This is a genomic window from Mycobacterium neumannii (assembly GCF_048452905.1).
Classification (GTDB): Bacteria; Actinomycetota; Actinomycetes; order Mycobacteriales; family Mycobacteriaceae; genus Mycobacterium; species Mycobacterium neumannii_B.
This window is the reverse complement of sequence record NZ_JBCGVF010000003.1, coordinates 971,028-986,217: the sequence shown is the minus strand read 5'-3', so window position 1 is coordinate 986,217 and position 15,190 is coordinate 971,028. Positions and strand designations below refer to the sequence as shown.

Here is a 15,190-nt window from a genome sequence, read left to right as displayed (position 1 = left end):
CGGATGATCCGCGGCGCTCGGTGTGACGATCGAACGGGGTCGATTATCGCCTTCGGCGATGCGGCAAAAGGCAGAACAGAAGATGCCGCTGTGCCCACTGTACAGGGGCATCGGCGATCGGCGTAATCGGCTAGGGCAGCAAGCCGTGCAGTTCCTGGACGAATCCGACGATTTCACTGCGGTTGACGGAAAGCGGCTGCAGCAGAAGCGTCGTCGCACCGGCTTCGGCGAATGCGGCCAGTCGCTCCTTGACGAACCCACGTGGTCCGACCAGCGACACGCTGCGCACCAGTTCGTCCGGCACCGCCGCGATCGCCTCGGCCTTCTTGCCGGCGAGGTAGAGGTCCTGGATGGTGTTGGCGACCTCGCCGTACCCGTAGCGGGTGGCCAGGTTGTGGTAGAAGTTGCGGCCGCGCGCACCCATACCGCCGATGTACAACGCCAACTGCGGCTTCACCCAGGACAATCGGTCGTCGACGTCCTCGCCGATGGCCAGGGGAGCGCTGACCATGACGTCGAGCGGGCCCAACGAGGGGTCACGTTTGGCGAACCCGGCGCGCAGCGCCTCACCCCACACGGCGTCGGCCTGTTCGGGGAGGAAGAACACCGGCTGCCATCCCTCCGCGATCTCCGCGGTGAGCTCGACGTTCTTCGGCCCCAGCGCGGCGATCGTGATCGGAATACGATCGCGCACAGGGTGATTGATCAACTGCAACGGCTTGCCCAGGCCGGTGCCACGGGCCCCGGGTCCCTCGCTGGGCAGCGGGATCTGATAATGCTTGCCGTCGAACTGCACACGCTCGCGACGCCACACCTGCCTGCAGATCTCGACCACTTCGCGGGTGCGCCCCAGCGGCGCGTCGAACGGCACGCCGTGAAAGCCCTCCATCACCTGCGGGCCGGACGTACCGATGCCGAGCCGGAAACGGCCGCCGGAGACATAGTCGAGACCCGCGGCCGTCATCCCTAACAACGTCGGCGTGCGGATGTAGATCGGCACCACGCCCGTCCCGAGTTCCATGCGCGTCGTCCTGGCCGCCAGGAAACCGAGCTGGCTGATCGCGTCGTAGGAGTACGCCTCGGCAACCAGGGCGAGATCGACGCCGACCTTCTCGAGCTCGACGACCTGATCGACGGCCTGGAGAAACCCGTCGGTGTAGTTGAGGAAGATCCCGGTGCGCATCATCGAGTTATACACCCAACCGGTTGGTTGGTCACCCTCACGGCTTCAGCAGCGCGACGACCTTGTTTTCCAGGTCCACAGGGTCTTCGGCGAACGGGTCGACGTTCGGGGCCTTCGGAAGGGCGATGTCGGGATCGGCGAAGTCGCGGTAGGTCTTGTCGCCGGTCACGGTGTGCAGCAGGTAGCCGGTGATCAGCGCTCGCACCACCTTCTGGGTGCTGCGGTCGGCTCCTGGCAGGCCGACGGCGCGGGCCAGCCGACGGCCCTCGATCAGGCCGCCCGGCTTGGCCCCGTTGACCGTGCGCAGCGTGGCTTTGTTCCAGGTCCGGGCCAGCTCGACGGCATTGGAGCGCAGTGTCATCGGGTCACCCGGACCGCTGAGCACCAGGCCGGGTACCTGCAGCGTGGCCGCGGGCTCCTCGGCGGGTGGTGAGGTGACTGTGGGGAAAATCGCAACGACGGCTTTCGGCTTGACCGGCATCCCCGCCGCGGTGAACACGGCTGCGGACCCGCCGAACCCGTGCCCGACCACGCCGAGCTTGTTGGGATGCACGCTGATCTCTCCCGGTCCCAGCCGCACCCCGGTGATGATGTCGAGCGTCGTACCCAGGTCATAGGCGAAGTTCAGCGCCGACGGCGCTAATCCTGTCTCGGTCGCCGGCGCCGCCGCGACGATGCCCCAGGACGCCAGATGCTCGAGCGTGCCGGAATAGCGGTCGGCTGCGGCAAGCCAGTCGTGACCGAACGCCACACCGGGCAGGCTGAAGCCGGAATCGGGGGTGAACACGACACCGGGAAGCCCGGCGAACGCCAGGTCACCTCGCAAAACGCGGTGCGGACCGCGGCGGGTCAGGGCCTTGAAGAGCTTCTTCGTGCTGGCCACCAGACGACCGTAGCCGACGGGGTTCTGAGCCGCTCTTGCACTACCCTGAATGGCTATGTGTGGAATCGTCGGCTATGTCGGGCAGCGTCCTGCCTGCGAGATCGTCGTCGACGCACTGCGCCGGATGGAGTACCGAGGCTACGACTCGTCAGGTGTGGCTCTGCTCGACGGGCAGGGCGGGCTCACCGTCCGTCGCCGGGCCGGGCGGCTGGCCAATCTGGAAGCCGCGTTGGCCGACACCGACGCGTCCAGCCTCGGAGGCAACACCGGCCTGGGACACACCCGGTGGGCCACCCACGGCAGGCCCACCGACCGCAACGCCCACCCGCACCGCGACGCCGCGGGCAAGATCGCCGTCGTCCACAACGGGATCATCGAGAACTACGCCGCCTTGCGGGCCGAACTCGAGAAGACCGGGGTGGAGTTCGCCAGCGACACCGACACCGAGGTCGCGGTGCACCTGGTCTCCTGGCAGTTCCACCACGGCCCCACCGCCGGAGATTTCCCGGCGTCCGTGCTCGCGGTGCTGCGGCGCCTCGAAGGGCACTTCACGCTGGTGTTCGCCAACGCCGACGACCCAGGCACGATCGTCGCGGCGCGCCGCTCCACGCCCCTGGTGGTCGGCGTCGGTGACGGCGAAATGTTCGTCGGCTCGGATGTGGCCGCGTTCATCGAGCACACCCGCGACGCGGTGGAGCTCGGGCAGAACCAAGCGGTGGTCGTGACTGCCGACGGGTATCGCATCACCGACTTCGACGGCGTGGACGATGGTGCGAGCGCGCGATCGTTCCATATCGACTGGGACATGTCGGCTGCCGAAAAGGGCGGCTACGAGTACTTCATGCTCAAAGAGATCGCCGAGCAGCCGGCCGCGGTCTCCGACACGCTGTTGGGCCACTTCGTCGACAACCGCATCGTCCTCGACGAGCAGCGGTTGTCCGATCAGGAACTGCGTGAGGTCGACAAGGTCTTCGTTGTGGCATGCGGCACCGCCTACCACTCCGGGCTGCTGGCCAAGTACGCGATCGAGCACTGGACGAGACTGCCCGTCGAGGCCGAGCTCGCCAGCGAATTCCGTTACCGCGACCCGGTTCTGGACAGCCATACCCTGGTGGTGGCGATCTCGCAGTCTGGCGAGACCGCCGACACCCTGGAGGCCGTGCGGCACGCCAAGGAGCAGAAGGCCAAGGTGCTGGCGATCTGCAACACCAACGGCAGCCAGATCCCGCGCGAATGCGATGCGGTGCTCTACACCCGTGCCGGACCCGAGATCGGGGTGGCGTCCACAAAGACTTTCCTCGCCCAGATCGCGGCCAATTACCTTGTCGGACTTGCGCTCGCGCAGGCGCGCGGCACGAAGTACCCCGACGAGGTGGAGCGCGAATACCGCGAGCTGGAGGCTATGCCCGAGCTGGTCGCCCGGGTGCTGGAGATCGTCGAACCGGTCAGGGCGTTGGCCCACCGCTTCGCCCAGTCGCAGACGGTGCTGTTTCTCGGCAGGCACGTCGGTTACCCGGTCGCGCTCGAAGGTGCGCTCAAGCTCAAGGAGCTGGCGTACATGCACGCCGAGGGCTTCGCGGCAGGTGAGCTCAAACACGGTCCGATCGCGCTGATCGAGGACGACCTGCCGGTCATCGTCGTGATGCCGTCACTGAAGAACGCACCGATGCTGCACGCCAAGCTGCTGTCGAACATCCGCGAGATCCAGGCGCGCGGCGCGATCACCATCGTGATCGCCGAAGAGGGCGACGACACGGTCCGCCCCTATGCCGATCACCTGATCGAGATCCCGGCGGTGTCAACGCTTCTCCAGCCGCTGCTGTCGACGATCCCGCTGCAGGTGTTCGCCGCGGGGGTGGCGCAGGCGCGCGGCTATGACGTCGACAAGCCCCGCAACCTGGCCAAGTCCGTCACCGTCGAGTAGTGGCGGGCCGGGTCGGAGACTTCAAGGGCGATCAGGCTCGCCGCCACTTCCTCGAGGTTTACCGGGCCGCGATGGCAGAGCTGCCCGAGGTTGCCGAAACACAGTACGTCGCAACGTCATTCGGGTCCGTGCGCATGTACCGGTTCGCCGGGCCGCCCGATCTGACCCCCGTCGTACTGCTCCCCGGTCGCAATGCTTCGGTCCCCATGTGGCGGGGCAACATCCCGCTCCTGCAACGGCATCGGCCGGTGATCGGGATCGACCTGCTTGGGGAGGCGGGGCTGTCCGTCCAGAAGAAACCGATCACCGGACCCGACGACGAGGCGCAGTGGCTCGACGAGACGCTCGCGGGCGCCGGGCTGGACCGGGCGCATTTGACGGGGGTGTCGATCGGCGGATGGACGGCGGTCAACTACGCCGCCCGCCGCCCCGGTCGAGCCGCCTCACTGGTGCTGCTCGACCCCGTGTTCACGTTCGCGCCGGTCGCATTCAAGGCAGTACTGGCCTCGCCCGCGTTGTTCCTCCCCGGTGTGCCCGATAACCTGCGCAGGCGCGTGCTCCGCTGGATCTCCGGCGGCGCCGACATCGACGGGGCAGCAACCGAAGCGGCACTGATCTCCTCCGGCTCAACCGATTACACCGTCCGCAAGGCGATGCCGAAGATGATCACCGACGAACAGCTGCGCTCATTGGACATACCGGTGCTGGCCCTGATCGGGGGGCGCAGCGTGATGCACGACCCCGACCGGGCGGCGCGGCGGGCGCGACGTATGCTTCCGCGGGACCAGGTCGAAGTGTGGCCCGGTGCCTCGCATGCGATCAACGGCGAGTACGCGGTCGAGATCGCCGAACGGGCAGTCGATTTCTGGGCGGACGCAGACGGTCGAAACTGAGCCTCTCGGCACTGTTTGCCACTAACGTGAGCAGCGATGCGGCACTACTACACCGCGGACCAGATTCGCGAGGCTGAAGCGCCGCTATTGGCGTCCCTGCCCGACGGTGCCCTGATGCGCCGCGCCGCCAACGGTCTCGCCGTCGCGATCGCGCGCGAACTGGTACTACGCACCGGCGGGATCTCCGGGCGGCGCATCTGTGCCGTGGTCGGTTCGGGCGACAACGGCGGCGACGCGCTGTGGGCCGCGACATTCCTCCGCCGGCGCGGTGCCGGTGCTGCCGCCATCTTGCTCAATCCGGACCGCACCCACAGCAAGGCACTCGCGGCGTTCACCGCTGCCGGAGGGCGCGTCGTCGGATCGGTTCCTGCGGGCACCGATCTCGTGATCGACGGTGTGGTGGGAATCGCCGGGTCCGGGCCGCTACGGCCGAACGCCGCCGAGGTGTTCGCCACCGTCGACGAAGCGGGCGTTCCGGTGGTGGCCGTCGACACACCCAGCGGCATCGATGTGCAGACCGGGGTTGCTGCTGGGCCTCATGTGCGGGCCGCGTTGACCGTGACGTTTGGCGGTCTCAAACCCGTTCACGCACTGGGGGAATGTGGCCACGTCGAGCTGATCGACATCGGTCTGCAGTTGCCGGCGTCCGACATGGTGTCGTTCGACGCCGCCGATGTGGCCGCCCGCTGGCCGGTGCCCGGTCCGACCGACGACAAGTACACCCAGGGGGTTACGGGCATCCTCGCCGGCTCGGCCATCTACCCCGGCGCTGCGGTGCTGTGCACCGGCGCGGCTGTCGCGGCAACCTCGGGGATGGTCAGGTACGCCGGATCCGCCGGGCAGCAGGTTCTCTCGCAGTGGCCGGAGGTGATCGCCGCCCCGAACGCCAGCGCGTCGGGGCGGGTGCAGGCCTGGGCCGTGGGGCCCGGCCTGGGTACCGACGACACCGGAGCGGCCGCCCTGTGGTTCGCGTTGGACAGCGGCCTGCCGGTGGTCGTCGACGCCGACGGGCTGACCATCCTGGCCGCCCATCCCGATCTCGTCGACGGTCGCGAGGTGGCGACGGTGCTGACACCGCACGCGGGCGAGTTCGCGCGTCTTGCCGGTTCGCCGCCCGGCGACGATCGCGTGGGTGCCGCCCGCAGGCTGGCCGACCGGCTCGGCGTCACCGTGCTGCTGAAGGGCAATGTGACGGTCATCGCCGAACCCGGCGACCCGGTGTATCTCAACCCGGCGGGTCAATCATGGGCCGCCACAGCCGGTTCCGGTGATGTTTTGACCGGTGTCATCGGTGCGTTGCTCGCCGCGGGTCTGCCCGCAGGCGAGGCGGCGGCCGCGGCGGCGTTCGTCCACGCGCGCGCCGCGAACCTGGCCGCCTCGGATCCGGGGCCGCATCCCGCCCCGACTTCGGCGTCCCGCATCCTCGCGCACATCCGAACCGCCCTAGCCAGTCTGTAAGCCAGCCTGTATCGAGAGGAAACCTCATGTCGCCCAACCGCAGTCACGCACCGCAGGTTGCCCCCGCCTACACCGGACGGCTGGCAATGTCGCCGGTGCCGTCGCTGCGGTTGCCCGACGATGCGATGGATCCCGACGCCGCGTACCGGTTCATCCACGACGAACTGATGCTGGACGGCAGTTCCCGGCTGAACCTGGCCACGTTCGTAACGACATGGATGGACCCACAGGCCGAACGGTTGATGGCCGAGACGTTCGACAAGAACATGATCGACAAGGACGAGTACCCGGCGACCGCCGCGATCGAGCAGCGGTGCGTGTGTATGGTGGCCGATCTGTTCCACGCCGAAGGGCTGCGCGACGACGACCCGTCGAGCGCGATCGGTGTCTCGACCATCGGTTCCAGCGAGGCGGTGATGCTGGCCGGGCTCGCGATGAAGTGGCGGTGGCGAGATCGTGTCGGCGACAAGTGGAAGGGTCGTACACCGAACCTGGTGATGGGCGCAAATGTCCAGGTGGTTTGGGAGAAGTTCTGCCGCTACTTCGACGTCGAGGCGCGATACCTGCCGATGGCCGAGGACCGCTACGTCGTCACACCCGAACAAGTGCTCGAGAACATCGACGAGGACACCATCGGTGTGGTGGCGATACTCGGCACCACCTACACCGGGGAGCTGGAACCCATCGTTGAGATCTGCGCCGCGCTCGACAAACTCGCCGCGGACGGCGGCCTGGACATCCCCGTCCACGTCGATGCCGCCAGCGGGGGCTTTGTGGTGCCGTTCCTCCATCCGGACCTGGAATGGGACTTCCGGCTTCCGCGTGTGGTGTCGATCAACGTCAGCGGCCACAAGTACGGCCTGACCTATCCCGGGATCGGCTTCGTGGTGTGGCGCAGTGCGGAGTACCTGCCCGAGGGCCTGGTCTTTCACGTGAATTATCTCGGCGGCGACATGCCGACCTTCACGCTGAACTTCTCCCGACCCGGCAATCAGGTCGTAGGGCAGTACTACAACTTCCTGCGGCTCGGCCGTGGAGGTTATTTACAAGTGATGCAGAGTCTTTCGCAGACCGCGCGGTGGCTGGGCGACCAGCTGCGCGAAAGCAGACACTTCGAGGTCGTCGCCGACGGATCAGCGATCCCGGTGGTCAGTTTCAAGCTCGCCGGCGATTTCGGTTACACGGAGTTCGACGTTTCCCAGGGTCTGCGTGCGTTCGGCTGGCAGGTGCCCGCCTACACGATGCCGGACGGCGCCACCGACGTCACGATGCTGCGCATCGTGGTGCGGGAGGGGTTCTCGGCGGACCTGGCCCGCGCGCTGCACGACGACATGGTCACCGTGCTCTCCCAACTCGACGAGCTCAAACCGCGGGGCCACTTCAACCAGTTCCAGCCGTTCGCGCACTGAGCGCTCAGGTCCCCGACAGCCGCCACGCGGTCAACGCGACACTGGCCCGCAGCAGGCCCTCGGGCTCGGTGAGGTTGAATCCCATTGCCTTGCCGAGGTGTTCGAGACGGCGTGCCACGCTGCTGTGATGCAGGTGCAGTAGGTCCGCGGCCCGGCGCAGCGAGGCCGCCGCGCAGTACGCGTCCAGAGTTTCCAGATCGTCCGCGTCGCTCGCCAATCGGCTCACCGCGGTGACATCGGGATTGGCTCGCCACGGCGTCGGCGGGTAACTGGGCGAGCAGAGACAGAGCCCCCAGCGCGTCGTGGCGCACGATCGGCCGGCGGGCGGTAGTGAAGCGCAGGGCGGTGCGCGCTTCCTGCCAGCACCGGTCGGGGCTTTCGGCAGCGCCGATGCCCGCGCGGACCTGGGGCGGGAAAGCCGAGTCGTTCACCATGCCCGCCAAGAGAACTCCCACTTCGTCGAGGCGTGCCGCCTTGACCGGACGGTTCGGGCAGACCGCACGGCCGATCAAGTCGAGCGCGAGCGACGAGCGCAGCGCGACGACACGCACCGGATCGCCCGCGGGGAAGCCGAGCAGGCGCAGGGCACGGTTTCGAGCGGCGTCGTCGGTGTCGCAACCGATCACGAGTTCGACGAGCGCCGGATCGGCCATCGTTGTCTGCGCGGGGCCGTAGCGCTCGACGACCGAGGCCACCACGATCGCCAGCCGCTCCAGCGCCAGTTCATCGAGCGGCCTCGGCGGTCCGCTGCGCTCCAGCCAGACCGTGCCGATGTCCTCGTCGTGGAGGACGACCGAGGCGGTCGATGACGCCGCCTCCGGTGGGTCCGGGGCCGGGCTGCCGGCCGGGGACATCCGGACCGCGTGCCCGGTCGCGTGCAAACGGATTCCGGCCGTGCACTCGGCGAGGCCCGCCGCGGCACGTGCCAAGGCGGGCAGATCCACCCGTCTGCGCATCAGTGTGTCGAAGAACTGCACCACTCGCAGCGCGCCCTCCGCGTCCGCATCCAGCCGCGACAGCCGCGCAACCAACGCTTCCATGTCCGCAGAATAGGCGCCGATCGTCGGTGGATCCCGCTCTTTTGTCCGACGCATGTCGGATGACGCGGGCTGGGCGGGAGCATGAGCATTGTGCCCATGGATCCCGAACTCGAAGCGTTCCTGGCGCTGTTCCCGAAAGCAGACTTGACCGATCCGGTCGAAGAGCGAAAAAACTTCGCCGCGCTGGCCGCGGCGATACCGGTGCCCGCGGTCGACGGCCTAGACGTCGAAGACCGAACCGTACCCGCCACACCCGACGTGCCGGTCCGCATCTATCGGCCGCAGGGTGCCCGTGCCGCGATCGTCTGGTGCCACGGCGGCGGCTTCGTGATGGGCGATCTGGACACCGAGCACCCCTGGGCGACGCGCATCGCTGAGGGCGCCGGCGTCACCGTCGTGTCCGTCGGATACCGGCTGGCGCCCGAGAACCCGTTCCCCGCCGCGATCGACGACGCGTACGCCGTCCTGAAGTGGACGGCCGCACACGCCGACGAATTGGGGATCGACGCGGACCGGATCGCAATCGGAGGTCACAGTGCCGGCGCCGGTATCTCGGCGGCGATCGCGCTGCGCGCCCGCGACGAGGCCGGGCCCGCCCCGTGCTTCCAGTTGCTCAATCAACCCGGGCTGGACGATCGGCAGGACACCCCGTCGGCGCGCGCGTTCACCGATACGCCCTGGATGAACCGAGATAAGGTGACGGCCTCCTGGCGGCACTACCTCGGAGGTGTCCCCGCCACCCCCTATGCGGCACCGGCCCGCGCGACCGACCTGTCGAATCTGCCGCCGGCGTACGTGGCCACCGCGGAGTTCTGCCCGAACCGCGACGAAGGGCTCGGGTACGCGATGCGGCTGCTGGCGGCCGGGGTACCCGTGGAACTCCATCAATGGGCGGGGACGTTCCACGGCTCGCAGGCCATCCTGTCCGCCGAGGTGTCCCAGCGGCAGCTCGCCGAGCTCGCCGACGTGTTGCGCCGCGCCACGTCCGCGTACCGGGAGGTGCCCGCGTGATGACGCACCCGATCGACATGTACTCCTCAGCGGTCCGTCTGCTGCCCGACGGGCGGGTACAGGACACGCCCCGCACGTTCGAAGCGGATCGACCCGGATGGTTCGTGATGGCGGAACACGCCGAAACCGACGCCGACGTGCACGCCGATCACTGGGAGGTGCACCCGGAGGCCGAGGAGCTCGTCTTCTGCCTTCGCGGCGCGTTGCGCATAATCATTTGTGCGCGGGACCGCGAGGACGAGTACGAGGTCGCGGTTCGCGGGGGTTCAGCGGTGATCGTGCCGCGAGGTCACTGGCACCGCATCGAGCTGGACGAACCCAGCGACCTGATGGCCTTCACGGTACTCGACGGCACCTACCTGGCGGAGGCGTAGCGCGTCGGGTTGCTGCTTGCCCGTCTGGGACAATCGGCCGTGGTGAAACGACAATGCACACGACCGAGCTGACGACGCCGACCGCGATCGCGGCCCCGCAAGCGGTGGTCGACCTCGACGCGATCGCCCACAACGTGCGGCTGCTGCGCGACCTCGCGGGCGCCGCGCAGGTGATGGTCGTCGTCAAGGCCGACGGATACGGACACGGCGCCACCCAGGTGAGCCGGGTCGCGCTCGCCGCGGGCGCCACCGAGCTGGGGGTGGCGACCGTCGCGGAGGCGCTGGCGCTGCGCGGGGACGGCATCACGGCTCCAGTCCTGGCCTGGCTGCACCCGCCGGGCACCGATTTCGCGCCCGCGCTGGCCGCCGACGTGCAGATCGCGGTGTCGTCGGTGCGCCAGCTCGACGAACTGCTCGATGCCGTCGGACGGACCGGACGCAGTGCCTCGGTAACAGTCAAGGTCGACACCGGGCTGAGCCGCAACGGCGTTGGTCGTGACGACTATCCGGCGATGATCGCGGCGGTCAAGCGGGCGCAGGCCGCCGGAGCGATCAGCGTACGGGGGCTGATGTCTCACCTCGTGCACGGTGACCGGCCCGACGATCCGCTCAACGGCATACAGGCGCAGCGGCTCACCGAGATGCGGACCTACGCGGCCGAACAGGGCGTGCAGTTCGAGATCACCCACCTGAGCAACAGCCCGGCCGCGATGACACGGCCGGATCTGGGCATGGACCTGGTGCGCGTCGGTATCGCGGTGTACGGCCAGACCCCGATACCCGAGCGCGGGGACATGGGCCTGCGTCCGGCGATGACCTTGAAATGCCCTGTCGCGCTGGTTCGCCCGCTGCGCGCGGGCGACGGCGTGTCCTACGGACACACCTGGGTCGCCGATCATGACACCACCGTGGCGCTCTTGCCCGTCGGGTACGCCGACGGGGTGTTCCGCCCGCTGAGCAGCCGCATCGACGTGATGATCAACGGCAGGCGGTGCCGCAATGTCGGCCGAATCTGCATGGACCAGTTCGTCGTGGACCTGGGACCTGAAGGCGGGGCCGCAGTAGGTGACGACGCGATCCTCTTCGGGCCGGGCACCCACGGTGAGCCGACCGCCCAGGAGTGGGCAGACCTGCTCGGCACCATCAACTACGAGGTCGTGACCAGCCCGCGTGGCCGCTTCGTGCGGACCTACACCGGCTCGATGGACAAGACGCATTGATGGACAACGAGATTCCGATTCCAGGTCGCCGTCGCAACTCGAACGGTCGCTGGCTCGCGGGCGCAGCCGGCCTGACCGCGGTCGGCAGCGCGGCGGGAATGTCGGCCGCGCGCTCGCTGCGGCGTCGACTCGACACCGTGGACCACTACAAGGACGAGGATTTCGAACTCCTCGACGCCGACCGCAGCTCCGTCGTCACTACGCCCGACGGCGTGTCGCTGGCGGTCCGCGAGGTCGGCCCGCAAGACGCGCCGCTGACCGTGGTGTTCGCGCACGGATTCTGTCTGCGCATGGGCGCGTTCTACTTTCAGCGCGTCAGGCTCACGGAGCAGTGGGGACCCCAGGTCCGGATGGTGTTCTACGACCAGCGCGGACACGGTCAGTCGGACGAGGCACCGCCTGAGACCTATACGGTGGCCCAACTCGGACAGGATCTGGAGGCCGTGCTGGCGGTCGTCGTCCCGCGCGGCCCTGTGGTGCTGGTCGGGCACTCGATGGGCGGGATGACCGTGCTGTCGCACGCGCGGCAGTTCCCGCACCACTATCCGAAGCGGATCGTCGGCGCCGCGATCATCGCCTCTGCGGCGGAAGGGGTTTCGCGATCGCCGCTCGGTGAGATCCTCAAGAACCCGGCACTGGAGGCGGCCCGATTCGCGGTGCGGTATGCACCCAAGATGGTGCACCGCACCCGCGGCGCCGCGAAGTCGGTGATCGCGCCGATCCTGCGCGCCGCGTCCTACGGCGACGAGAAAATCAGCCCGAGCGTCGTGGCGTTCTCGGAACGGATGATGCACGGCACCCCGATCGCGACGCTCGTCGAATTCCTGCACGCGCTCGAGGTGCACAACGAAATCGACGGCCTGACCACGCTGGCCAAGGTGCCGACCCTGATCGCGTGCGGTGACCGCGACCTGTTGACCCCGATGGAGTACTCCCAAGCCATGGCTGCGGTTCTGCCGAAGGCGCAGGTGGTGATCGTCGGCGGCGCTGGACATCTCGTCCAACTCGAACAACCCGAGGCGATCAACGAGGCACTGGTCCGACTCGTCGAACGGGCGACACCGTCCAAGCTCGTCGCGCTGACGAGGCGGGTGCGCGAGAAGGTCCGCAACAATGGGTGAACGCAGCTCGGGTACGGCCGAACTGTCGACTGCAGAGGACACCGTCGCGCTCGGCGCCGAACTCGGTAGGCAACTGCACGCGGGCGACGTCGTCGTCCTCTCCGGACCGCTCGGTGCAGGAAAGACGGTGCTGGCCAAGGGCATTGCGCAAGCGATGGATGTGGAGGGCCCGGTGATCTCGCCGACCTTCGTGCTGGCACGCGTACATCGGGCGCGCCGATCGGGTGCACCGGCCATGATCCACGTCGACATGTATCGCCTCCTCGACCACCCGTCGGTCGACCTGCTCGCCGAACTCGACTCGCTGGACCTGGACACCGATCTCGACGACGCCGTCGTGGTCGTCGAATGGGGTGAGGGGCTGGCCGAACGGCTCTCCGACAGTCACCTCGACGTGCGGCTCGAGCGTGCCCGCGACACCGAGGTCCGCACCGCGGTGTGGGACTGGAGCAAGGCGTGAACGTACTGGCCATCGACACCGCGACGCCTGCGGTGACGGCGGGCGTGGTCCGCCTCGACGGAGTGCAGGTGCTGGCCGAGCGGGTGACGGTCGACGCTCGGGCGCACGCCGAGCAGCTCACCCCGAATGCGGTGCGGGCGCTGGCAGACGCGGGGCTCGGTGTCGACGAGTTGGACGCGGTGGTGGTCGGGTGCGGCCCGGGACCGTTCACCGGCCTGCGCGTCGGGATGGCGACCGCCGCCGCCTACGGGCACGCACTGGGCATCCCGGTTCACGGTGTCTGCAGCCTGGATGCGATCGGTGTGGACACCGTCGGTGACGTGCTGGTTGTGACGGACGCGCGTCGTCGAGAGGTCTACTGGGCGCGCTACCGCGACGGGGTGCGCACCGACGGACCCGCCGTCTGCGCAGCCGCGGACGTGCCAACCGGCGCCGCGGCGGTCGCCGGGTCGCCCGAGCACGCGGCGCTGTTCGACCTGCCGCGTCAGGCTCCGGTGTATCCGACCGCTTCTGGGTTGGTGCGCGCGGTGGCGGACTGGAACGTCGAACCGGCCCCGCTCGTCCCGCTGTACCTGCGCCGGCCCGACGCCAAACCGTCGGTGGCCAAGCGATGAGCATCGAGTACGGGCCGTTGAAGCCATCCGATGCGGCCAGATGCGCCGAGCTGGAGGCCCAGCTGTTCGACGGCGACGATCCGTGGCCCGAACGGGCCTTCCTCGCCGAACTCGCCGCCAAGCACATCCGCTACGTCGCCGCACGCGATCACGACAAGCTCGTCGGTTACGCCGGCATCGCCCGCCTGGGCCGAAAGAAGCCCTACGAGTACGAGATTCATACCATCGGTGTTGACCCCGCCTACCGGGGCCAGGGGATCGGCAAGCGCATGCTGGCCGAATTGCTCGACCACGCCTCGGGCGGCTGCGTGTTCCTCGAGGTTCGCACCGACAACGAAGCGGCGATCAAGATGTACGAGAGTTTCGGCTTCACCAATGTGGGGCTGCGCAAACGCTATTACCGGGCCAGCGGCGCCGACGCCTATACGATGCGGCGAGACCCGACATGACGATCATCCTGGCCATCGAGAGCTCCTGCGACGAAACCGGTGTCGGCATCGCCGAATTGGGCGCCGACGGTTCGGTGCGGCTGCTCGCCGACGAGGTGGCCTCCAGCGTCGACGAACACGCCCGGTTCGGCGGGGTGGTTCCGGAGATCGCGTCCCGGGCGCACCTCGAGGCGTTGGGTCCGACGATGCGCCGCGCACTGCAGGCAGCCGGGATCACCAGACCCGACGTCGTCGCCGCGACGATCGGACCGGGCCTGGCAGGTGCACTGCTGGTGGGAGTGGCTGCGGCCAAGGCCTATTCGGCGGCATGGCAGGTTCCGTTCTACGCCGTCAACCACCTGGGTGGGCATCTGGCCGCCGACGTCTACGACCACGGCCCGCTGCCGGAGAGCATCGGCCTGCTGGTTTCGGGCGGGCACACCAACCTGCTGCACGTGCGATCACTTGGCGAGCCGATCGTCGAACTCGGCAGCACCGTCGACGACGCGGCGGGAGAGGCCTACGACAAGGTGGCGCGCCTGCTGGGCCTGGGCTATCCCGGCGGCAGAGTGCTAGACGAGCTGGCCCGCGAGGGCGATCGGGACGCGATCGTGTTCCCGAGAGGCATGACCGGCCCGCGCGACGATCCGTACGCGTTCAGCTTCTCCGGGCTCAAGACCGCTGTTGCCCGGTACGTCGAAAGCCACCCGGAAGCGTCGACGGCGGATGTGGCGGCCGGCTTCCAGGAGGCGGTCGCTGACGTGCTCACGCTCAAGGCGGTACGGGCGGCCAAGGCGCTCGATATCTCGACGCTGTTGATCGCGGGCGGCGTGGCGGCGAACTCGCGGTTGCGCGAACTCGCCGAGGAGCGATGCACCGCCAACGGGTTGACGCTGCGCATTCCGCGACCACGCCTGTGCACCGACAACGGCGCGATGATCGCCTCGTTCGCGGCGCACCTGATCGCCGCGGGGGCGCACCCGTCCCCGCTGGATGCCGTCAGCGATCCGGGCCTGCCCGTCGTGCGGGCACAAGTGGCCTGATCTTGTCGATACCCGGCCTTGAGTGCTAGCACTCTCGTGTATAGAGTGCTAGGTGGCACGCGACCAATCCCTGCGCCGGCACCCGCGACGACGGTGCGTGGGCACGGACGCATGCCGAACACCTGGTAA

The 15,190-nt window shown here is 68.4% G+C and carries 16 protein-coding genes; 13 read left to right on the top strand and 3 right to left on the bottom strand.

Annotated features, from left to right (window positions below; genetic code table 11):
• Positions 1 to 130: 130 nt before the first annotated feature.
• Positions 131 to 1,183 carry an LLM class F420-dependent oxidoreductase gene (locus tag AAHH99_RS11045; RefSeq protein ID WP_418768665.1) on the bottom strand — a complete coding sequence of 351 codons (1,053 nt, stop codon included), beginning with the start codon at positions 1,181 to 1,183 and terminating at the stop codon, positions 131 to 133.
• A gap of 37 nt (positions 1,184 to 1,220) precedes the next feature.
• On the bottom strand, positions 1,221 to 2,066 hold the full coding sequence (locus tag AAHH99_RS11040) for a dienelactone hydrolase family protein (RefSeq protein WP_418768664.1): 846 nt from the start codon (positions 2,064 to 2,066) through the stop codon (positions 1,221 to 1,223).
• Between the two features lie 55 nt (positions 2,067 to 2,121).
• Here AAHH99_RS11040 and glmS point away from each other — a divergent pair, with 55 nt between their 5' ends.
• Genes glmS through AAHH99_RS11020 form a run of 4 tightly spaced genes read left to right on the top strand, consistent with a single transcriptional unit; the run spans position 2,122 to position 7,750 of the window.
• Positions 2,122 to 3,990, top strand: coding sequence for a glutamine--fructose-6-phosphate transaminase (isomerizing) (gene glmS, locus AAHH99_RS11035; protein ID WP_418769594.1), 1,869 nt, complete (start codon positions 2,122 to 2,124; stop codon positions 3,988 to 3,990).
• A complete protein-coding gene (locus AAHH99_RS11030; RefSeq protein ID WP_418768663.1) occupies positions 3,990 to 4,883 on the top strand; it encodes an alpha/beta fold hydrolase in 894 nt (297 codons plus the stop codon). Before glmS ends, AAHH99_RS11030 begins: the two co-directional genes overlap by 1 nt.
• Before the next feature lie 36 nt (positions 4,884 to 4,919).
• The gene (locus AAHH99_RS11025; protein WP_418768662.1) at positions 4,920 to 6,341 is read left to right on the top strand and encodes an NAD(P)H-hydrate dehydratase; all 1,422 of its coding nucleotides are present in this window, start codon (positions 4,920 to 4,922) and stop codon (positions 6,339 to 6,341) included.
• Positions 6,342 to 6,367: 26 nt separating this feature from the next.
• A complete protein-coding gene (locus AAHH99_RS11020) occupies positions 6,368 to 7,750 on the top strand; it encodes a glutamate decarboxylase (protein WP_418768661.1) in 1,383 nt (460 codons plus the stop codon).
• 4 nt (positions 7,751 to 7,754) lie between these two features.
• Here the strand turns inward: AAHH99_RS11020 and AAHH99_RS11015 are convergent, their stop codons facing one another.
• Positions 7,755 to 7,967 carry a helix-turn-helix domain-containing protein gene (locus AAHH99_RS11015; RefSeq protein WP_418768660.1) on the bottom strand — a complete coding sequence of 71 codons (213 nt, stop codon included), beginning with the start codon at positions 7,965 to 7,967 and terminating at the stop codon, positions 7,755 to 7,757.
• Between the two features lie 85 nt (positions 7,968 to 8,052).
• On the opposite strand from AAHH99_RS11015, the gene AAHH99_RS11010 reads away from it, so the two are divergent.
• From AAHH99_RS11010 to tsaD, 9 genes are all read left to right on the top strand, one after another.
• The gene (locus AAHH99_RS11010) at positions 8,053 to 8,559 is read left to right on the top strand and encodes a hypothetical protein (RefSeq protein WP_418768659.1); all 507 of its coding nucleotides are present in this window, start codon (positions 8,053 to 8,055) and stop codon (positions 8,557 to 8,559) included.
• Positions 8,560 to 8,871: 312 nt separating this feature from the next.
• Complete coding sequence (locus tag AAHH99_RS11005; RefSeq protein WP_418768658.1) at positions 8,872 to 9,801, top strand: alpha/beta hydrolase; 930 nt, start codon at positions 8,872 to 8,874, stop codon at positions 9,799 to 9,801.
• Positions 9,801 to 10,175 carry a cupin domain-containing protein gene (locus tag AAHH99_RS11000; RefSeq protein WP_418768657.1) on the top strand — a complete coding sequence of 125 codons (375 nt, stop codon included), beginning with the start codon at positions 9,801 to 9,803 and terminating at the stop codon, positions 10,173 to 10,175. Before AAHH99_RS11005 ends, AAHH99_RS11000 begins: the two co-directional genes overlap by 1 nt.
• Positions 10,176 to 10,228: 53 nt before the next feature.
• Entirely contained in the window at positions 10,229 to 11,395 is a 1,167-nt protein-coding gene (gene alr, locus AAHH99_RS10995; protein ID WP_418768656.1) for an alanine racemase, read from the top strand.
• Positions 11,395 to 12,516 carry an alpha/beta fold hydrolase gene (locus AAHH99_RS10990; protein ID WP_418768655.1) on the top strand — a complete coding sequence of 374 codons (1,122 nt, stop codon included), beginning with the start codon at positions 11,395 to 11,397 and terminating at the stop codon, positions 12,514 to 12,516. Before alr ends, AAHH99_RS10990 begins: the two co-directional genes overlap by 1 nt.
• Positions 12,509 to 12,976, top strand: a complete 468-nt coding sequence (tsaE, locus tag AAHH99_RS10985) for a tRNA (adenosine(37)-N6)-threonylcarbamoyltransferase complex ATPase subunit type 1 TsaE (RefSeq protein WP_418768654.1) — start codon at positions 12,509 to 12,511, stop codon at positions 12,974 to 12,976. The genes AAHH99_RS10990 and tsaE overlap by 8 nt, the downstream gene beginning before the upstream one ends.
• Entirely contained in the window at positions 12,955 to 13,590 is a 636-nt protein-coding gene (gene tsaB, locus AAHH99_RS10980; protein ID WP_418768653.1) for a tRNA (adenosine(37)-N6)-threonylcarbamoyltransferase complex dimerization subunit type 1 TsaB, read from the top strand. The genes tsaE and tsaB overlap by 22 nt, the downstream gene beginning before the upstream one ends.
• Positions 13,587 to 14,039 carry a ribosomal protein S18-alanine N-acetyltransferase gene (rimI, locus tag AAHH99_RS10975; RefSeq protein WP_418768652.1) on the top strand — a complete coding sequence of 151 codons (453 nt, stop codon included), beginning with the start codon at positions 13,587 to 13,589 and terminating at the stop codon, positions 14,037 to 14,039. The genes tsaB and rimI overlap by 4 nt, the downstream gene beginning before the upstream one ends.
• The gene (gene tsaD / locus AAHH99_RS10970; protein ID WP_418768651.1) at positions 14,036 to 15,061 is read left to right on the top strand and encodes a tRNA (adenosine(37)-N6)-threonylcarbamoyltransferase complex transferase subunit TsaD; all 1,026 of its coding nucleotides are present in this window, start codon (positions 14,036 to 14,038) and stop codon (positions 15,059 to 15,061) included. The genes rimI and tsaD overlap by 4 nt, the downstream gene beginning before the upstream one ends.
• The last annotated feature ends 129 nt before the right edge of the window (positions 15,062 to 15,190 follow it).